Source organism: Thermogladius sp. KZ2Tp1 (assembly GCF_051131135.1).
In the GTDB taxonomy this organism is placed as follows: domain Archaea; phylum Thermoproteota; class Thermoprotei_A; order Sulfolobales; family Desulfurococcaceae; genus Thermogladius.
Window position 1 is genome coordinate 392,998 of the sequence record NZ_CP151274.1, and the last position, 18,362, is coordinate 411,359.

Below are 18,362 nucleotides of genomic sequence, written 5' to 3' on the forward strand. Positions count from 1 at the left end.
CCTATCCCTCCGTCTTCTGGTTCCTAATACTTGACGGTGTCGCGTAGAGCTCTACCAACCCTGTACCAACAGGTATTATCTGCCCTATTATAATATTTTCGGGGACACCGTTTAAGTTGTCTACTTCTCCGCTGACTGCCGCCTCGATCAGCTTCTGCACCGTCATCTCGAAAGTGGCCCTGGCCAAAACACTGGGCTTCTCGCCGGCGACGCCCATCCTACCCACTTGCCTCACCCTACCTGTCCAAGTCATAACGTCGGCCAGGAGCATGATATGCCTTATGTCGACGTCAAGCCCCTGGTCGTCGAGGATGCTCTTGATCTCGCGTATGATCGCCGCTCTCGCAGCCTCGATCCCCAGCGTTCTCTCGATCTCCATGATGTCGTTCGTGTAGACCTTCCTCCAGTCAACGCCCTTGATCCTCATCACCTCGGGTAGGTTACTACCCTCGGCGATCAACACGTACTCGTCACCCCTCTTTTGGATAATGACCTTCTTGATACCCTTCACCCCCTTGATTCGGGCCGACGCTATTTTCTGCCGTACCTTCTCCATCTTGGAATAGTCCATGTACTCCTCGGGTATCTCCACTCTCACCGTATAGTTCTCTTCGTCTACCTCGATCTCACCAATGTTAAGCGCCTCGAGGACGGCCACCACGTCTGATATCTTGACGCCTTTGTCTTCCAGCATCTCCTGGTCCAGCTTGATGATGGCCCCCTCGTACGGGTTGATAACGATACTCTCGGCAACGTTCTCGACAAGGGTAGACTCTATCCTCCTGGCTATCTCTTTGGCCTTCCCCTCTCTGTTCTTGAATTCTTCTTCGAGGTAAATCTCCATGATAGGAGTCTCCGGTCTCTTCCTCGCGTCGACTATCTCTATAAGCCTCGGGAGGCCCAGTGTCACGTTGAACTCCCTAACACCAGCGTAGTGGAAGACACGTAGTGTCATCTGGGTCGACGGCTCACCCAGGCTTTGAGCCGCCACCGTCCCCACAGGCTCGCCCGGTTCAACGAGAGAGCTCTCGTACCTCTTAGCCACCTCGCCTAGGATAGCGTCGACCTCCTCCTCGTAAAGGCCGTACTTCTCGTACACCTCGACGAGCTTTTTCTCGAGCTCCTCCACGACGTTTTCGCTCACTCTACCCCGTAACGCCTCGATACGATTCCTTAGCTCTTCGACAGACTTGACGGGCCTCACATCCTCCACCCCACCACTCTCTGGATAACCCTGTCCACGTTAACGGCCTTTCCATGGTCGCTCTTCATGGGGTCTACACCGTCCTCCCCGTACTTGAACTGTATGACCTCGCCGTTAGTAGTCCTCACACTACCGTCAATGTCTACTCTGACGTCTTGTAGGGCGTTTATCAGCCTCCTCTGCATGTAGCCCGACTGACTCGTCCTCACAGCCGTGTCGATCAGGCCCTCTCTCCCGCCTGCCGCGTGGAAGAACATCTCGATAGGCGACAGGCCGTTGACGAAGCCCCTCGCGACAAAGCCCCTGGCCTCCGGCCCTAGGTCGCCGGGCTTGAAGTGGGGTAGGCTCCTGTCCATGTAGCCCCTCGTAAGCCTCTTACCTCTGACCGTCTGCTGCCCTAGCAGGGCCGCCATCTGCGTTAGGTTGACAGGGTTCCCCCTAGAGCCCGTCCTGGCCATGACTATCACGGGGTTGGCCAGTGTGAAGTACGGCGTGATGACGTCAGCTACTTCGTCGAGAAGCCTCTTGGACAACAGGTCTATAACCTCGTCTTCAAGGGTCTCCTCAACGGTCTTCCCCGGCTTAGGCTGCAGCCTTCCAGCCCTGTACTCCTCGATCAGTCTACTAACCTCCCTCTTCTTGTCATCGATTATGCTCTTGATCCTCTCCCTGGCTTCGGGGGGTATGAGCAAGTGGTAGTAGCTCATGGTGAAACCGTACATCTCCGAGTACCTTATGAATACCCTGTAGACGTTGTCCATGAACTTCCTAGCAGCGTCTTCCCCGTGCTCCTTGATCAACCAGTGGACCAAGCTCTCGGGCTCCTCCCTGCCGATACTAGCCTTGTCTATAACGCCCTCGAGCAGCTGCCCTTTCTTGATTATAACGAGGCTGTCGTGCGGGCAGTCCTCGTCTATACACCTCAACGCCGAGGCGGAGGCTATCTTAGCGTTCCTCTTGTAGTTGAAGTCCCTCGGCAGGAAGACGGAGGCTATCTGCTTCCCCGTCCAGTACTCTGCAGGTCTCTGGATAGCCGGCTCGGGTAGCGAGCCCTTATAGCCGGCAACGCTCAGCAGGTCTATGACCTCGGCTTTTGTGAGTATAGTGGACTTGTTGGTCAACAAAAAGGCGCCGCTTATGTAGTCCTGTAGCCCACCGATTATAGGCCCGCCGTACCTCGGGGTGAGGATGTGTTTCTCGACGAGCATCAGTATTCTGGCTTCGGCTCTCGCCTCCTCGCTCTGAGGTACGTGTAAGTTCATCTCGTCCCCGTCAAAGTCGGCGTTGTAGGGCGGACATACTAGCAGGTTGAGGCGGAAGGTCTTGTACGGGAGAACCCTGACGATGTGGGCCATCACCGATATCCTGTGAAGCGAGGGCTGCCTGTTGAACAGGACTACGTCGCCGTCTAGTAGGTGTCTCTCCACTATGAAACCGGGGGCTAGCGACTCGGCTACGGCCTTCCGGTCGACGAACTTGAGGCTGATCTTCCTCCCGTCCGGCCTTATCACGTAGTTAGCGCCAGGCCACTTGTCGGGACCGTTGAGAACGAGCTTCCTCATTTCTTCGATGTTCCAAGGCGTCACCTTTTCCGGGACGGTTAGGACTTTCGCTACTACCTCCGGTACACCCACCTCGTTTATGCTCAAATTGGGGTCCGGGCTGATCACAGTACGGGCGCTGAAGTCTACCCTCTTACCCCTCAGGTTACCTCTGAACCTGCCCTCCTTACCTTTGAGCCTCTGCGCTATGCCTTTAAGCGTCTTACCTGTCCTGTGCTTGGCCTGCGGTATGCCCGGCGCCTCGTTGTCGAAGTAGGTAGTGACGTGGTACTGCAACAGCTCCCACTCGTCCTCGATCAGGGCGTTGGGAGCGCCCGTCTCTACGTGCTCCCTCAACCTGTTGTTGACTCTTATAATGTCCACTAGTTTGTGCGTCAGGTCGTCCTCGCTCCTTATACCCGTCTCTAGCAGGATCGAGGGCCTCACAGCCCTCGGCGGCACCGGTAAGACCGTTAGAACCATCCACTCCGGCCTAGCGTCGGTCGGGTCTCCGCCGAGTAGCCTAACGTCGTCGTCCGGTATTTTCTCCAGCCTGCTCCTGACTTCGGCGGGAGTGAGCTTGACGAGCCCCTCCTCCCGGTCCTCGTAGAAGGTGTGTGGTTTGTCCAGCTTGATCTTGTACTGAGGCGCGCCACAGTGCGGACACGTCTGCTGCGCTGCCGCTCTCTTCCTTATGAACTCGTGGAGCCGCTTAACTAGGTACCTGAGGTTCAAGTCCTCGAGGTCCTTCAACAGCTTCAGGTAGAGCTGCCTCTCGTTCTCGGGGAGCTTAACCCTGCCGCACGCCCTACAGGTGGTCTTTAAGTACATGTGGATGTGCTTGGCAAAACCTGCGTGTATGACGGGCTTAGCCAGCTCTATGTGGCCGAAGTGCCCCGGGCACTCGTCTCTCGTGTTCCCGCAGATCGGGCAGACCTCCTTAGGCTCTATCGCCCCTAGCCGCTTGTCCATTACGCCCCCGTCCACGGGGGCTCCGTCGCTGTCGTAGACGTCGCTCGTTATTATGTTGGTCACGCTCATTCTACGGATCTCGTCCGGCGAAAGTATGCCGAATTTAACCTCCTTAACCCTGTACATACCCATGCTCTCACGCCTCCCTAACGTCCTCCAGCCTTAGACGAGGCATGATAGCCATGCTCATGAGCTCCTGTATGAGCAACTTGAAGCTGTACGACACCTCAACGGGTTTTAGAACCCCTTTCTCCTTGTGGACGGGGCACACGTACCTGTCCCTGATCCTGTCGTAGTAACCTATGTGACCGCATAACTCGCACACGTATATCACTGCCTTGTCGCTTCTGTCAATCATCGTCTCCTTCAGTAGCGAGGCCGCGCCGTGGCCCACCAAGCAGTCTACCTCCATCTCGCCCCATCTAAGCCCGCCTGCTCTAGCCCTGCCCTCCGTGGGCTGCCGGGTCAGGATCTGCACCGGCCCCCTAGCCCTGGCGTGGATCTTGTCGCTGACCATGTGGTGCAGTTTCTGGTAGTAGACTATGCCTATGAAAACGGGCGCTCTCATCAGCTCGCCGGTTCTGCCGTCGTACATGGCCTCTTCACCCGTCTCCGGGTAGCCGTGCCTCTTCAGTACGACCATCAGCTTCTCCGGGTCCTCTTTGAAGAACGGCGTCCCGTCTACAAGCCTACCCTCCAGCGCGGCCACCTTACCCGCTATGCTCTCGATCAGCTGCCCCACCGTCATCCTGCTAGGGAACGCGTGGGGGTTGATTATGAGGTCTGGTGTAACCCCGTCCTCGGTGAAGGGCATGTCGTACTGTGGGATGATGAGGCCTACAACCCCCTTCTGGCCGTGCCTCGAGGCGAACTTGTCCCCTAGTTCGGGTATTCTGAGGTCCCTCACCCTCACCTTGACGAGCTTGTTACCGTCGCTGTCCGTGGTTATCATGACGACGTCCACTATACCCTTCTCCTCGTGCCTCATCACGACACTCGTGTCCTGCTTGACCTGCTCGCTACCAGTCAGCTCCTGCGTGATCATGAACCTTGATGGGCTGACCTTCCCGATCAGGACGTCACCGCCTACAACGTACGTCTCCGGGGCTACGATGCCGTCCTCGTCTAGCTTCTCGTAGGCCCTCGGGCCTTTGTAGCCCCTTATGTCGCTCGGCGGGACAGATATCTTGTCCTCCTGTCCACCGGGGTACTTGTACTCGACCGTCGAGTAAACACGGAAGAAGGTGCTGCGGCCTAGCCCCCTCTCGATGCTACTCTTGTTCATTATGACCGCGTCCTCGATGTTGTAGCCTGTGTAAGTCAGCACGGCCACCACCATGTTCTGGCCAGCGGGCTTCTCGTTGTAACCGATTACCTCGAGCGGCCTAGTCTGGACTAGGGGCTTCTGGGGGTAGTGGAGGAAGTGCCCTCTAGAGTCCGTCCTCCTCTGAAAGTTCGCGGCGTACAAGCCGAGGCTCTGCTTACCCATGGCAGCCTCGTATATGTTCCTCGGGCTCTGGTTGTGTTCTGGGTACGGTATAATGGAGGCCACTATGCCGAGAATGCTAGGGACCCATATCTCGAGGTGCGTGTGTTCGTTAGTCAACTCGTCGGGGGTTAGGGCTATGTACGCGTTCTCTTCCTCGTCGGGGTCCAGGTACTCTATGACGCCCCTCTTGACCAGGTCCTCGAATTTCAAATTCCCGTTCTTGAGCTGCTTTATGTGCTCGGGTTTGAGCTTTAGCTCGCCATTCTCTACGACGAGGAGGGGCCTCCTTATACGCCCGGCGTCGCAGTTGACGTAGACCTCGTTGAGGTACTCTGTTCTAAAGTAGGCCACGTTGACCTCCGACGAGACCTTGCCCTGCCTGCGCAGCTCCCTGATCTTCCTCGCGAGCTCTCCGCCGTCCGGGTAGAGCCCTATCAGCCTACCGTTAAGGTAGACCTTGCTCCAGGAGCCGTACTCCACCGAGCCGGAGTAGCCCTCTCCTCTCTTAATACTCTCCTTGAGTTCGTCCAGTATCTGGGGCAGGGTTTTCACGCCTAGTTTAACGAGCGCCTGCTCGACCTCCTTCTCGTCGAAGCCGACGCTGATGTGAGCCATAAGAGCGAGGTTCTTGACGAGGCCTATGTTCGCGCCCTCGGGGGTCTCGAAGGGGCACATCCTACCCCAAGAAGTGAAGTGAAGCTCTCTAGCCTCGAAGTGGGGTTGCGCGCGAGCTAACGGAGAGACGACTCTACGGAGGTGGCTAAGAGTGCTCAGCATGTTCGTCCTGTCTAAAATCTGGCTGACGCCGGTCCTGCCTCCAGGCCAGTTACCTGTGGCCATCGCGTGGGAGATCCTGTCGGTTATTATGTTCGGTTTGATTACCATCTTTAGGTCTACTTTCCTGTACTTGCTATAGGTCTTCTCGATGCTGGTCTTCACTTCCCTGATGAACGACACGACGATCGCGTGCCTGAGAAGCGTTGCGAGGAGGTCCCCTGCGAGCTTGAGCCTCTTGTTCCTGTAGTGGTCTTTGTCGTCGGGTTGCCTCCTGCCGAGGTAGACCTCGATTATTTTGTTTATCATCTGCCCTATGAACAGGGCTTTTTTCAGCCTCGTTGAAGGGCTCGGGTCCGTGCCGATGTGAGGTAGGAGGTACTCGTCTAGCGCCCTCTCAGCTCTCCTGACCCTCTCCTCTCTAGGCCTGCCGACGGCCATCCTCGCACCTATGAAGTCGAGGGCCTCCTCGACTACTTTCTTCCTGTACTCCTCTTCCAGTCTACGAATCTCCTCGTCAGAGACTCCCGGCGGGATTTCGAGCCTAGGCAGGACCGACTGAACCTCGCTTATGGAGGGTAGGAGCTGGATCTGGACGTCCGGGTCGAAGGACACCGCGTTCATCAGCTCGTACTCCGTAGCCAGCCCTAGGGCTATCATCAGAATTGGAGCCGGTATCTTCCTCCCTTGGAAGTTCGCGTAGAAGACCCCGTCCTTCCTCCTCTCTATCACTAGCTGGCTCCTCCTACCCTTGGCAGTGCTGACAACCTTCGCTACATGCGTCGTCGACGAGCCCTCGGGAGAGACGTCCACTATTATGTTGTTGCTCGCTAGGTCCTCCTGGGCTATCAAGACCTTCTCGGCGCCGTTGATTATGAAGTAACCGCCCGGATCGTCGGGGTCCTCGCCGGCCTGCCTAAGCTCTTCCCTAGACAGCTTGCTCAGCGGGTCTAGCTCGGACTTCAACATGACTGGGAGGTCCATGAGCTTTATGTCCTGCTCCTTGTGAGAGCCCTCCTTGTCTACTAGGACGACCTTCGCTGTCACCGGGGCAGCGTAGGTCAGATTCCTGAGCCTGCACTCCATGGGGGTTACTTCGCTCTCGACCCCCTCGATATTCTTCCAAACCGGCTTCCCGATCTTGTAGTCCTTTATCACCAGCTTAAGGTCGGCTGTGATCGGGATTTCCCGGTACTCCCTCATTATCTCAGGGAGTAGCTCGCGGACAAACCTGTTGTAGCTGTCCAGGTGCTGGCGTACAAGACCCTTCTCCTCGAAAAAAGCCTTCATTAGAGTCCACAAGTCCTCGATAGAGGGCTTGTACGTCACTCCGTGCTCGCCTCTTTCTTGCTCACGTCCACTACTACGTACCTGTAAGCGATCGCGACCCCGGCTGTGGGGGACTTCCTCATCACTCTGATAATGTCGCCGGGCTTGGCTCCCACGGCCTTAGCCGCCGGGTCGTCAACAGATATCCAGGGGAGGTTCTTCGGGCTTACACCCAGTTTCTTTAGGACCTCGAGCGCCTCCTCGGGGGACAGGACCTCATGTTTAGGGACTAGAACGTGTTCTAAGATGTTTATACTCTCCTCCTCGCCCATAATCAACACCGGATATAAACATGATATAATCCTAGCTAGCACACCTGAATACCCCAATTCATAAAAGTCTATTAAATTTATCGTCAGCGGCGACGCTGCCGAGAAGGGAGTGGAGGTTGGGAGTGGACCGGCCGGGATTTGAACCCGGGACCTCTCGGATGCCAACCGAGCGCTCTTCCAGGCTGAGCTACCGGCCCGCTAGTTGATACTATACGCCTCGGACGTCTTAAAAGCGTTCACGTGTAGGGAGTCAACTCAACCCTCTCTGTTAAATAGGAAGAGCCCCCTATTCCCAGTTGAAGAAGAGGTTGTGTCCCTGTATGTCCTCGGACATTATCGACGAGCTGGTCAAGAACCTGAGAGCGCCCTCCACGAGGATCTTCAAGGACAGGGAGATACTTCACCCAGAGTACGTCCCGGAAGTCCTGCCACACAGAGAGAACGAGATCAGGCGCCTGGCGGAGATACTGGTCGTCGCCTTAAGAGGGGAGAGGCCCAGCAACGCCCTCCTCTACGGTCTCACGGGCACCGGCAAGACTGCTGTGGCCAGGTACGTCGTCAAGAGGCTTGTCGAGAAGGCCAACTCGCTTAACGTGAAGCTGGAGCAGGCCTACGTCAACACCAGGAAGCTCGACACGACGTACAGGGTTGTGGCCCAGATAGCCTCTAGTGTAGGGCTGAAGATCCCCCCAACAGGCCTGGCGATCAGCGAGGTCTACAGGAGGTACATCAACGCCCTCGAGAACTGGGGCGGTGTACACATCATAGTCCTCGACGAGGTAGACTACTACGTGAAGAGGGAGGGGGATGACCTGCTCTACAAGCTCGTGAGGATCAACGAGGAGCTGAAGAGCTCCCGTGTAGCCCTCGTGGGGATTACCAACGACATAAACTTCGTCGAGAGCCTAGACCCGCGGGTGAGGTCTAGCCTGGGAGAGGTCGAGATCGTCTTCCCGCCCTACAACGCGGAGCAGCTTTTCGACATCCTGAAGCAGAGAGCGGAGAAGGCCTTCTACCCGGGTGTCGTGGACGACGGCGTGATATCCTTCTGCGCCGCCATAGCCGCCCGAGAGCACGGAGACGCGAGGAGAGCGCTCGACCTGCTCAGAGTAGCGGGCGAGATCGCGGAGAGGGAGGGCTCGCCGAAGGTCACCGTTGACCACGTGAAGAGGGCTAATGTCGAGATAGAGGAGGGGAGAGTCCAGCAGAGCGTGATGTCCCTCCCTCTCCACCAGAAGATAGTGCTGAAGGCAATAATCGAAGTCGCCAAGCTGAAGGGGAGCGCCACCACTGGCGAGGTCTACTTGAAGTACTCCGAGATCGCCAAGGAGCTGGGCCTAGAGCCGCTGACTCAGAGGAGGGTGAGCGAGATAATAAGCCAGCTGGACATGCTCGGGCTCGTGAACGCGACCGTTGCGAGTAGAGGGAGGTACGGGGTCACCAAGGTTATTAGAGTCAGATCTGATCTCGTGGAGACCGTCGACGACTTGTTGAAGGATGTTAAATGAACTACGTTGCCTTCGACGACGGGTACTTCCCTGTCGAGTTCAAGTCGAGGAGGGGCTATACGATCGTACTCGGGGTTAAGACAGACGAGACCCTGAGGCCGACGGCCGTGGGGTTCAAGCCCGTCCTGGTAGACGCTGGACGTAGCGAAGACGCGGTGATAGAGCTAGGGAGGAGACTGGGGGGCGGGCTACTGCTGCTGGACGGAGTGACGTACAGCGGCTTCGACATCGTAGACCCGTGGAGAGTGCACGAGTCCACGGGGCAGCCCGTCGTGGTGGTGCAGTACGGCGACGTCGACCTACAAGGCGTCGTCGACGCCTTGACCAGGCACTTCCCAGACGGGCGCGAGAGGCTCGAGACCTTCCTGAGAGCATACGAGTCCATGAAACCCCTGGAGACGCCCTGGAGAACCATAAGGATACTACCGGTAGGGGTGGACTTCTACGAGGCGGTCGTGTTGGTCAGGGCCGCCATGATTTACAGCCCTATCCCCGAGCCCCTCAGGATAGCGCACAGCTTAGCGTCCGCGTTGACGAGGCTGCTCTACCACAGGTTAAGTGTAGGAGAAGAGTAGCCGGGCGGGGATTCGAACCCCGGTCACGGGGGCTCCCCTCGCCGGGTGCCTCCCCGGCGACCCAGAGCCCCGCATCCTTGGCCGCTAGACGACCCGGCTATCAAGTATATTGATACTTGGCAACAAGGGTTAAAAGTCTTATACCCTTGGGGGCTCGGCGCCTGGGGCCGTGAGCGGGCCCGCCGGGATTTGAACCCGGGACCTACGGGTTAAAAGCCCGCCGCTCTACCAAGCTGAGCTACGGGCCCTCAGTTCTCCTCCTACTCTATGTTCTGTTATAAACTTTACCGGGAGAGCCCTCTCTACCGCGGATTCTCACGTTGAGCTTGTGGGAGCCGGTGCCCTCTGCCAAATCCCAACTTAAGGAGAGCGTGGAGCCGTAGACGCCTGGTTCTACATCGAGCTCTTCGTCCAGCCCTGGGATCAAGACCTGGACTCTGTAACAGGGCTCGCCCACAGCTATGAGGCAGGGGAGTGGGATTTCGAAAGGCCCGATCCTAAGCCACCCGCTCGCCACTAATTTGTAGTAGCCCGCCGCGCTGTTCTCGTACTCGACCCTGATACTGTGCCTCGATTTGAGGACGAGATCGCCCAGTTCGAAGACCAGCGTCCCAGACCTCCTTGCGATTTTTCCACTAAAAGCCCGCGTGAACGGCTCGCCGATACTGGACTCGAAAGCGACCTGTAAGTTTATATCTGTCATACCTCCCACTTGTTTTTCATGAGCCTGTAAACGCTTATATTCGCCCCCGGTTATTAGGTGAACCTAAGAGAACGGTGGTATTGTGACCCTAACTGTAGGCAAAAGGGTCGGAGAGATCTCCTACGTAATCCCCCGGCTGAGGCAGGGCGAGGAGCTCGTATCCACGACCATGAGTGTTTGCCCCTACTGCTACAGAGTTTTACCAGCCGTATTAGTCGAGAGAGAAGGGAAGATCTACATTCGGAGAGCGTGCCCTGAGCACGGGGAGATCGAGGAGATATACTACGGCGACGCTACTACGTACAAGAGGATCGCCAAGTGGGAGGAAGACGGGAGAGGGACGAGGCACGTCTACACCCAGTTGAGGGGGCCCTGCCCGTTCAACTGTGGTCTCTGCCCGATGCACAAGCAGCACTCCGCCTTAGTGAACATCGTCTTGACTAACAGGTGCAACCTGAGCTGCTGGTACTGCTTCTTCTTTGCGGAGGCCTCAGGCTTCGTGTACGAGCCGTCTATCGACCAGATAAGGGAGATGGTGAGGGCGATCAAGAAGCAGGGTGTGACGGTCGCTGTCCAGCTAACAGGCGGGGAGCCGACCCTTAGGGAGGACCTCGTCGATATAGTCAAGATGTTGAGGAGCGAGGGCGTAAGGCACATTCAGCTTAACACCAACGGGATTAAGTTTGCCGAGGTGTACTGGGAGGAGCCCGCTAAAGCTGTCGAGTACGCCCGCGAGCTGAGGGCTGCGGGCGTAAACACGGTCTACCTGAGCTTCGACGGCGTGTCGCCCGTCACGAACTGGAAGAACCACTGGGAGGTCCCGTACATCTTCGAGGTCTTCAGGAAAGCGGGTATGACGAGCGTCGTGCTGGTGCCCACGGTGATCAACAACGTGAACACCCACGAGCTCGGGGCGATGATAAGGTTCGCCGCCAAGCACATGGACATCGTGAGGTCCGTGAACTTCCAACCAGTGAGCATAACAGGGCTTATGAAGAGGCACGAGAGGGAGAAGTACAGGGTCACCATAGGCGACATAGTCAAGCTGATAGAGGAGCAGACCGATGGGGAGGTCCCGAGGGAGGCGTGGTTCCCGATCAACGTCAGCGCCGTGTTCTCCAGGTTTATAGAGGGCTTCAGCGGGGAGTTCAAGTTCGAGATGAGCAACCACCCGGCCTGCGGGGTGGGGACCTACGTCTACGTCGAGAGGAGGGGTGACGCCACCAGGCTCGTGCCCATAACCGAGTTCGTGGACGTGGAAGGGCTCGTCGAGTACCTCGAGGATAAGTGGAGGGACTTAGTGGAGGGCTCGAGCAGGCTCTTGACCGGGATGAGGCTGCTCTACACTATCCGGAAGTTCATACACCAGGAGAAGGCCCCCGAGGGCTTCGACCTCTACAAGTTGCTGTTCAACATCATCGTGAAGAGGAGCTACGAAGCTCTAGGTGAACTCCACTACAAGCTCTTGTTCCTGGGGCAGATGCACTTCATGGACCTATACAACTACGACATTCAGAGGGTCCAGAGGTGCAACATCCACTACGCTGTCCCAGACGGTAGGCTGATACCGTTCTGCGCGTTCAACATCTTCGAGGACATCTACAGGGAGAAGATACACAAGGAGAACAGTATTAGCCTGCTCGAGTACAGCAAGAAGTACGGGTTGCCCGAGGGCATCGTCACTAGGAAGTACATCAGGGACAGGCGCAAGCTGGAGTCGACGGAGATCTACAAGAAGACCTATGAGGGTATCCTCGAGCTGGTGAAGAGGTAACGACCCCTGTTTTTAGCGGGCTATTTCCATCCCTACGCGTTGGTTGAATCATGTCGGGTTTCAAGTGCCTGGTCGTAGCAGGCACGCCGGGAGTGGGCAAGTCGACGGTCTCGAGACTACTGGCAGAGCGGATCGGAGGCACCTACGTCGACTTGAGCGAGCTCGTCGTGAGGGAGGGGCTGTACAACTACTACGACCCCGAGACTAACAGCTACGTGATCAGCGAGGAGAGGGTCTCGGCTAGGGTGAGGGAGTTGTGCGAGAGCGGTAGAGGGATCGTGATCTCGACGCACTATCCCGAGGTCTTAGACAGCGAGGCGGTGGACGTGGTGGTCGTCCTACGACTGGATCCCCGGGAACTGATCGCCAGGTTGAGGAGCCGGGGCTGGAGCGACAAGAAGGTGGCGGAGAACGTGATGGCAGAGGTCTTATCCGTAGTGTTGTCAAACGCCGTGGCCAGGTTCGGTACTGGGAAGGTTGTCGAGGTGGATGTCACAGGTAAGACCCCTGATGAGGTCGTCGACGAGCTCCTACACAAGGTCAGGGGAGGGGCTACCCCAGCCGGGTACATCGACTGGCTCGGTGTTGTGGAGCCCGGCTTCATAGAGGAGCTCGAGAGGGTGCTGGAGCGTGAGCCGGAGGCCTAGCTTCTTCCGGCTGATGTCCTGGGGCGAGGTCAGGCGGGTGATCGACTCGGCGGACGTCGTCCTGCACGTGCTCGACATCAGAGACCCGCTCTCCACGCTGAGCGCGCGGGTCGAGAGCATAGTCCGCCGCCAGGGAAAGGAACTAGTCCTCGTCTTGAACAAGGCCGACCTCGTGCCCAGGGATGTAGCCGAGGCCTGGAAGAGGTACTTCGCTGGAAGGGGCTACAACGCGGTCTACGTGTCGACCACTAGACACCAGGGCACGCTCATACTTAGAAGGACTATAAAGCGCGTAGCACCGGGACTCCCGACGGTCGTGGCCGTAGTCGGGTTCCCGAAGACTGGGAAGTCGTCTATAATCAACGCCTTGAAGGGGAGGCGATCCGCCCCAACAAGCCCCTATCCCGGTTCCCCAGGCTACACCAAGGGCGTCCAGTTCGTTAGAGTAGACAAGGACATTCTCATGTTAGACACCCCTGGCGTGATCCCCATAGAGGGAGACCCGCTGGAGAGGGTTATCAGGGGGACCCCCGTCGAGCACATCGAGGACCCGGTAGGGATAGCCCACATGCTGATCAAGAGGGTTCTCGAGAAAAGGCCCGACGCCTTCAAGAAGGCCTATGGCCTCGACTCCGTGGACCCCGAGGAGATACTGAGGGCTATAGCGGCCAGGCACGGCTGGTTCTATAAGAAGAGTGGGGAGCCCCTCGTTGACGAGGCGGCTCGCAAGGTTATTAGGGATTTCCACGATGGTCTGATACCGTACTACGTCGAACCCGTGGAGGCGGAGTGAGCACGGCGATGGGGGTGCGCGTGAGGATAACAGGTGAGGGAGAGCGCGTCGTCGAGAACGTCTCTAGCGTGAGGGAGCTGCTGTCCAGAGTAGGCCTGGTGGGAGAGGAGGTGGTCGTGCTCCGGAACGGCGTCATACTGACAGAGGACGACGAGCTGAGCGACGGGGACGAGGTAATAGTCTACGTGGTGAAGTCCGGTGGCTGAGAGTGCGGGGTTGAGCGAGTTCGAGAGAGAGCTCTACAGCAGGCAACTAAAGCTGATAGGAGAAGAGGGGCAGCTGAAGCTGAAGAAGGCCAGGGTCCTCGTCGCCGGTCTAGGCGGTCTAGGCTCAGCCGTATCGATCTACCTGGCAGCCATGGGTGTGGGGAACCTCTACATACTGGACAGAGAGGTGGTTGAGGTCAGCAACCTCCAGAGGCAGGTGCTGTACTCAATAGACGACCTTGGCAAGCCCAAGCCGCTCGCAGCCGCTGAGAAGCTCAGGAAGCTGAACCCGAACACGAACGTCCAGCCCATATACGCCGAGGCCTCCGAGAGCCTCTTGTCGAGCATAGACGTGGACGTGTACGTCGACGCGTTTGACAACTGGCCTGCTAGGTTCGTACTGGACAAGGTCGCCTGGTCTAAGAGAAAGCCCCTTGTCCACGGGGGTGTCAGGGGCTTCTACGGACAGGTGACAGTCATCCTCCCCGGGGTGACACCCTGTCTTAGGGCCCTGTTCCCGATTACCGACGAGACCAGGGAAGAGTCCCCTCTCCAGGTATTCCCCACAACGCCGGGGATCATAGGTCTAATTGAGGCCCTGGAGACCGCCAAGATAATCCTAGGCGTGGGCGGCCTCCTAGTCAACAAGCTGCTCGTCTACAACGGTCTCCAGCCGTCTTTCGAGGTTATCGAGTTCAAGCCCGACCCAAAAATGTTCGAGAGGTGCCAGTGAGGCTCAACCACCCATCTCGGGCGTCATGAATGTGACCCTGTCGCCGTCCCGGAGCCTGTAGTCGGGGCTGAGTACAGGCCTGTCGTTTACGAAGGTCACGAAGACGAAGTGTCCTTGGGAGTACCTCTTGTATATCCTCGGGTTGAGCTTACTGGACACCGTCTTCACCAGCTCGTCTAGCGTGGCGCCCTCCGGTAGCTCGACCTCCATCGCGAAGACGCCGGACATCTCGCTCGCCCTCCCGGTGAAGACGACCTTCACCTTCACCGTCAGCCACCCGGCGCTTCCTCTATAACTACAACTCTATCCCCGGCCCTTATAAGAGTCCACGGCTCGTCCGCGATTCTGTCGTTTACCAAGACTATGAGGTTGCCGCTGAAACCGCGCTCCACTATGGTCCTCACGAGCTCTGCCAGCGTTATGGAGTCCCCGGGTACTTCGACCCAGACCCTGCTGGGTAGTACGAGGGCCCTCACGGGCATAGGCGGCTCCTACATGCTAGCCACTGTTAGAGTCCAAGCAATGGCGACCACTACCTCGATGGTCGTAGCGACCAGGGCTATCTTCAGCCACTCGCCCCACCCTATCTTCATCTTGTTCTTCTCGCTCAGGCCCACGGCTATTATGTTCGCCGAGCTGCCTATCGGCGTGTAGTTCCCGCCGAACACGCCGCCGTATAGTAGGGCCCAGAACGCCGCAGCCGAGCCCCCGATCGAGACCAGCGTCTGCGCGACGGGTGTCAGGGCCACTATGACGGACAAGTTGTCTAAGACGCTGCTTAGGCCCGCCGAGAGAACCAGCATGATGGTGTACAGGAGCGGGAAGGACACCGCGCCTGTCAAAGAGCTTAGCAGGACTGTCAGGTAAGCCAGCTTGGAGGCCACGCCAGACCAGAACAGAGAGTAGCCTAGCATGAAGAGCGAGATGAAGAATATTATAGAGGGCCACTCGACGCCCTTCTCGAGCACCTCGCCCATTCTCGAGGCGCCGATAAGGGGGGTCGACACCATTATCAGCGGGTAGGGTGTGAAGGCCAGCAGAGCGTGGGGGTCTACGTTAATGCCCCCTAGGAGGCTTATCGCCCTCGACAGCTGGTCGTTTACCCCGACGAGGGTCAGGAAGGCTATTAGTATTACCAGGCCCCCCTTGACCCTGGTGATCTCGCTGGGCGAAAGCGAGGTGTAGAAGCGCGCCGCTATCTTGTCTATCATGTCCCTGCTCAACCTCTCGCCGAAACCCGAGAGGTAGCCTCTCGCGAGCGCGGAGAACACCACTACCAGGAGCGCTAGGTTTAGCAGGGACAGGGGTAAAGCCTTGACTATGAAGGACGTTATACTGAGGTTCGCTGTGAAGGCCAAGTAGAGCCCTATGGGGTTCCCCACGGGCAGGGCGACGCTGCCCGTGTTGGTTGCTAGGACTGACAGTATGATCAGAGGCCTCACGTCGTAGCCTGTGAGCTTGTACATGTCGAAGACCAGCATGAGCACGTACGTGATACTAGCTACTTCGCCCACGGCCAGCGAGAGGAACCAGGAGAGGATGGACAAGTAAGCCACGACCAGTACAGGGTTGCCGCGGCTGGCCTCCAGCACTCTTATAGCGAGGTACTCGAAGACCCTCAGCGACCTCAGGACGTAGGCGAGGGTCATGCTACCGATTAGGAAGAGGATCAGCCCCCACTCAACGCCCCCTAACACCAGCTGCGGGGAGGCAACACCCAGGAAGACTATCGCGGAGACGCCGAGGAGGGCCGCGTAGTACCTGTACTCCATCGAGATCACCGTGAGGGCTATCACGACGAGGAAGAAGCCCAGGCTAGCGCCCTGCTCCACTATGCTCCTCGCGGAGTTTATCAGCGAAGGGTCCAAGCAGCCTCCTCTCACACTACACCAAGCGTCGATGATGCTCTTACCCACCCCCTCGTACGGTACCCTGATGAGGTACATGCCGGCGAACGACAACACGAGGATCACGAGAGATACTATTAGACCCTTCTTCACGTTGTCCATCGAAACCGCCCCGGGTAACGGCTTATGTTGAACAACGCCTAAAAATACGCTCTCTCATAACCCACGAGCACCGCACCGGGTTCCGCGAGGATCCCCGGGCTTTGGCCGAGGGGCTCCGGCACCCTACCACCCTCCACGCCACCGATAGCCAACCTAGTTACATATCATCAAGGGCGGGCCTCTCGAGGACGAGCCCAGCAACCAAGAGTCTTACTCGGGAGGCCGCTCGACAAAACGCGTCCACGCTAGTGTAGCCAGGACAGCGACCACTACAGCCAGGGTGAAGGCGCCCACTGTGGTTCCAGGCGGAGTGGTGTCGCTCTGCCCACCGCCCGCGCTGAGATCTACAGCTGGATTCGCCTCCAAGCAACCTCGTGCTAGACCTGTATGTGGAACAGGCGCCGCTCTACGGCGGCTGGCGAGGGCGTCGGTATCCCTGTTACGGCTCCCGTCAGGGCTGGAAAACGGCCTGCTCCCCACCTTCTTCCCGCGTGTATACAAAACCCAGAACTCCACTCGAGCGGGCCGACCCCGCTACCAACAATTGACGGAGTTGACAGGATTTGTGCGGCTCGTAGGGCTCGCAAAAATAGAAAATCGGGTTCAGCGAGGCCACTTCCGGTCGAAGTATATGTTCTTCGAGGTCGCGGAGAGGGGTATACCGTAGACCACGTCTGCCTGTATTAAGCCGAGCTCCTGCGCCGCGACGCCCACCGAGAACATGACCCTGTTGTCGACGTTCAGGATCTGGGCTGTCTTGACCGCCGAGCCGATGGCTATACCGAGGTTCACGAGGCAGTTCACCAAGTCGACGTCTAAGCCCCACCTCTTAGGCGACTCGAGCCCCAGCTTGAGGAACCTGCAGCCGACCAAAAACACGGCTTTACTCGCCCTGACAGACTCTGCGTCCCTCCTGAAGAACTCCCCGTAGACTGGCGCCAGCTCCTCCATCTTCGAGGCCAGCCTCTCGATCTCGCCTCTGTCTGTCACTAGAGCCGTGACGACGTTGTCGACCCCCCTAGCCTTCGGGGCTGTCTTAGCCGCTACCGCCATCAGCCTAGCTGCCTCTAGTATGCCCTCGCTTATCAAGGCCTCCTCGTTTATCAACCCGACCACCCTTAGTAGTGGACTGCAGGAGAGGGAAATCGTCCTTGCGTTAGACAGGGCTAACACACGGCCACGACGCCCCGTGGGCGACAGGATACCGGGTCTAGGACACTTGATGGAGAAAAAGGTGGTTTGACGGCTGATCGAGACAGGATCTTTTGATCGAGCCGTGGAAGTTAATCCCCGGTTAACTTGACTGGAGGGCAGTTAACCAGGCCCCCTCCGCGTCGAGGGCGGGGAAACACTGTAAACAGGGGTCGGAGAAGATCCCCGGGTTAGGGTTGATCATGTACGACAAAAGTATTGTGTACAAGGACGGACTACCCCAAGGAGTCGAAATACGCGGTCAAAAACCCCGAGCCAGACTCATGTATTCCATACTGGATTTACGAAGAGGCATCAATATGTCATGGCTTGAAATACACTGTAATGATTTCTGTGGAAGTAGTACTCCTCGTACCCGCCACATCTGGGCGAGGGCCCAAATGACACAGGTGTTGCGGGAGGTTTAGCCCTTGATCTCCCCGGCCGGGTAACACCAATAAGCGGCTACTCTGTGTATTTAAGAGGGTCACGCCTTCATGTACAACAGTATGCTTTATTGAGCTGATAGTCATCGTAATTACTGCACTTTTCAATGTCTAAATATTGTCCGGTGTAACCGAGTAGACTCGATCAAGGGGGCCAGGCGAGGTTTGATATAGGTTCTACGGCACCCCCGGCCCC

The 18,362-nt window shown here is 57.6% G+C and carries 16 protein-coding genes and 3 tRNA genes; 7 read left to right on the plus strand and 12 right to left on the minus strand.

Annotation, left to right across the window (positions count from 1 at the left end; translation table 11 throughout):
* Position 1 precedes the first annotated feature (1 nt).
* The 5 genes from rpoA2 to WLZ34_RS02190 all read right to left on the minus strand — a co-directional run bounded on the left by rpoA2 (position 2) and on the right by WLZ34_RS02190 (position 7,778).
* Entirely contained in the window at positions 2 to 1,213 is a 1,212-nt protein-coding gene (rpoA2, locus tag WLZ34_RS02170; RefSeq protein WP_434731698.1) for a DNA-directed RNA polymerase subunit A'', read from the minus strand.
* Positions 1,201 to 3,849: a DNA-directed RNA polymerase subunit A' gene (locus tag WLZ34_RS02175; protein WP_434731699.1), complete on the minus strand. Its 2,649-nt coding sequence runs from the start codon at positions 3,847 to 3,849 to the stop codon at positions 1,201 to 1,203. The genes rpoA2 and WLZ34_RS02175 overlap by 13 nt, the downstream gene beginning before the upstream one ends.
* A gap of 4 nt (positions 3,850 to 3,853) precedes the next feature.
* Positions 3,854 to 7,270: a DNA-directed RNA polymerase subunit B gene (locus WLZ34_RS02180; RefSeq protein ID WP_434731996.1), complete on the minus strand. Its 3,417-nt coding sequence runs from the start codon at positions 7,268 to 7,270 to the stop codon at positions 3,854 to 3,856.
* Between the two features lie 35 nt (positions 7,271 to 7,305).
* A complete protein-coding gene (locus WLZ34_RS02185; RefSeq protein WP_428726976.1) occupies positions 7,306 to 7,581 on the minus strand; it encodes a DNA-directed RNA polymerase subunit H in 276 nt (91 codons plus the stop codon).
* A gap of 123 nt (positions 7,582 to 7,704) precedes the next feature.
* Positions 7,705 to 7,778 (minus strand) — tRNA-Ala (locus WLZ34_RS02190).
* 123 nt (positions 7,779 to 7,901) lie between these two features.
* On the opposite strand from WLZ34_RS02190, the gene WLZ34_RS02195 reads away from it, so the two are divergent.
* Positions 7,902 to 9,089 carry a Cdc6/Cdc18 family protein gene (locus WLZ34_RS02195; RefSeq protein WP_434731700.1) on the plus strand — a complete coding sequence of 396 codons (1,188 nt, stop codon included), beginning with the start codon at positions 7,902 to 7,904 and terminating at the stop codon, positions 9,087 to 9,089.
* Entirely contained in the window at positions 9,086 to 9,664 is a 579-nt protein-coding gene (locus tag WLZ34_RS02200) for a DUF99 family protein (protein WP_434731701.1), read from the plus strand. Before WLZ34_RS02195 ends, WLZ34_RS02200 begins: the two co-directional genes overlap by 4 nt.
* On the opposite strand, the gene WLZ34_RS02205 is transcribed toward WLZ34_RS02200, so the two are convergent.
* The 3 genes from WLZ34_RS02205 to WLZ34_RS02215 form a co-directional block, all read right to left on the minus strand.
* Positions 9,662 to 9,763 (minus strand) — tRNA-Gln (locus WLZ34_RS02205). The two genes, WLZ34_RS02200 and WLZ34_RS02205, sit on opposite strands and share 3 nt — an antisense overlap.
* Positions 9,764 to 9,838: 75 nt before the next feature.
* A tRNA-Lys gene (locus WLZ34_RS02210) sits at positions 9,839 to 9,912 on the minus strand.
* A 17-nt stretch (positions 9,913 to 9,929) separates the two neighbouring features.
* Complete coding sequence (locus WLZ34_RS02215) at positions 9,930 to 10,367, minus strand: hypothetical protein (protein ID WP_428726973.1); 438 nt, start codon at positions 10,365 to 10,367, stop codon at positions 9,930 to 9,932.
* Between the two features lie 82 nt (positions 10,368 to 10,449).
* Here WLZ34_RS02215 and tes point away from each other — a divergent pair, with 82 nt between their 5' ends.
* Genes tes through WLZ34_RS02240 form a run of 5 tightly spaced genes read left to right on the plus strand, consistent with a single transcriptional unit; the run spans position 10,450 to position 14,520 of the window.
* Complete coding sequence (gene tes, locus WLZ34_RS02220) at positions 10,450 to 12,141, plus strand: tetraether lipid synthase Tes (protein WP_434731702.1); 1,692 nt, start codon at positions 10,450 to 10,452, stop codon at positions 12,139 to 12,141.
* 50 nt (positions 12,142 to 12,191) lie between these two features.
* Positions 12,192 to 12,788 (plus strand): adenylate kinase family protein, encoded by a 597-nt coding sequence (locus tag WLZ34_RS02225; protein ID WP_434731703.1) that lies wholly within the window; start codon positions 12,192 to 12,194, stop codon positions 12,786 to 12,788.
* 13 nt (positions 12,789 to 12,801) lie between these two features.
* Positions 12,802 to 13,581: a GTPase gene (locus WLZ34_RS02230; RefSeq protein WP_434731997.1), complete on the plus strand. Its 780-nt coding sequence runs from the start codon at positions 12,802 to 12,804 to the stop codon at positions 13,579 to 13,581.
* A complete protein-coding gene (locus WLZ34_RS02235) occupies positions 13,578 to 13,787 on the plus strand; it encodes a MoaD/ThiS family protein (RefSeq protein ID WP_434731704.1) in 210 nt (69 codons plus the stop codon). Before WLZ34_RS02230 ends, WLZ34_RS02235 begins: the two co-directional genes overlap by 4 nt.
* The gene (locus WLZ34_RS02240; RefSeq protein ID WP_434731705.1) at positions 13,780 to 14,520 is read left to right on the plus strand and encodes a HesA/MoeB/ThiF family protein; all 741 of its coding nucleotides are present in this window, start codon (positions 13,780 to 13,782) and stop codon (positions 14,518 to 14,520) included. Before WLZ34_RS02235 ends, WLZ34_RS02240 begins: the two co-directional genes overlap by 8 nt.
* Before the next feature lie 3 nt (positions 14,521 to 14,523).
* Here the strand turns inward: WLZ34_RS02240 and WLZ34_RS02245 are convergent, their stop codons facing one another.
* The 4 genes from WLZ34_RS02245 to WLZ34_RS02260 all read right to left on the minus strand — a co-directional run bounded on the left by WLZ34_RS02245 (position 14,524) and on the right by WLZ34_RS02260 (position 17,645).
* Positions 14,524 to 14,787 carry a MoaD/ThiS family protein gene (locus tag WLZ34_RS02245; protein ID WP_014737182.1) on the minus strand — a complete coding sequence of 88 codons (264 nt, stop codon included), beginning with the start codon at positions 14,785 to 14,787 and terminating at the stop codon, positions 14,524 to 14,526.
* Between the two features lie 2 nt (positions 14,788 to 14,789).
* Positions 14,790 to 15,002: a MoaD/ThiS family protein gene (locus WLZ34_RS02250; protein WP_434731706.1), complete on the minus strand. Its 213-nt coding sequence runs from the start codon at positions 15,000 to 15,002 to the stop codon at positions 14,790 to 14,792.
* A gap of 9 nt (positions 15,003 to 15,011) precedes the next feature.
* Positions 15,012 to 16,529: an SLC13 family permease gene (locus WLZ34_RS02255; protein ID WP_434731707.1), complete on the minus strand. Its 1,518-nt coding sequence runs from the start codon at positions 16,527 to 16,529 to the stop codon at positions 15,012 to 15,014.
* A 603-nt stretch (positions 16,530 to 17,132) separates the two neighbouring features.
* The gene (locus WLZ34_RS02260; RefSeq protein ID WP_434731998.1) at positions 17,133 to 17,645 is read right to left on the minus strand and encodes a ferredoxin domain-containing protein; all 513 of its coding nucleotides are present in this window, start codon (positions 17,643 to 17,645) and stop codon (positions 17,133 to 17,135) included.
* Between the last annotated feature and the right edge of the window lie 717 nt (positions 17,646 to 18,362).

What these genes read in the sequence shown, in the direction of transcription:
- WLZ34_RS02175 (WP_434731699.1), bottom strand. Translation starts at nt 3,849, where the DNA reads ATGGGTATGTACAGGGTTAAGGAGGTTAAATTCGGCATACTTTCGCCG.
- WLZ34_RS02180 (WP_434731996.1), bottom strand. Translation starts at nt 7,270, where the DNA reads ATGAAGGCTTTTTTCGAGGAGAAGGGTCTTGTACGCCAGCACCTGGAC.
- WLZ34_RS02185 (WP_428726976.1), bottom strand. Translation starts at nt 7,581, where the DNA reads ATGGGCGAGGAGGAGAGTATAAACATCTTAGAACACGTTCTAGTCCCT.
- WLZ34_RS02195 (WP_434731700.1), top strand. Translation starts at nt 7,902, where the DNA reads ATGTCCTCGGACATTATCGACGAGCTGGTCAAGAACCTGAGAGCGCCC.
- WLZ34_RS02200 (WP_434731701.1), top strand. Translation starts at nt 9,086, where the DNA reads ATGAACTACGTTGCCTTCGACGACGGGTACTTCCCTGTCGAGTTCAAG.
- WLZ34_RS02215 (WP_428726973.1), bottom strand. Translation starts at nt 10,367, where the DNA reads ATGACAGATATAAACTTACAGGTCGCTTTCGAGTCCAGTATCGGCGAG.
- WLZ34_RS02225 (WP_434731703.1), top strand. Translation starts at nt 12,192, where the DNA reads ATGTCGGGTTTCAAGTGCCTGGTCGTAGCAGGCACGCCGGGAGTGGGC.
- WLZ34_RS02230 (WP_434731997.1), top strand. Translation starts at nt 12,802, where the DNA reads ATGTCCTGGGGCGAGGTCAGGCGGGTGATCGACTCGGCGGACGTCGTC.
- WLZ34_RS02250 (WP_434731706.1), bottom strand. Translation starts at nt 15,002, where the DNA reads ATGCCCGTGAGGGCCCTCGTACTACCCAGCAGGGTCTGGGTCGAAGTA.
- WLZ34_RS02255 (WP_434731707.1), bottom strand. Translation starts at nt 16,529, where the DNA reads ATGGACAACGTGAAGAAGGGTCTAATAGTATCTCTCGTGATCCTCGTG.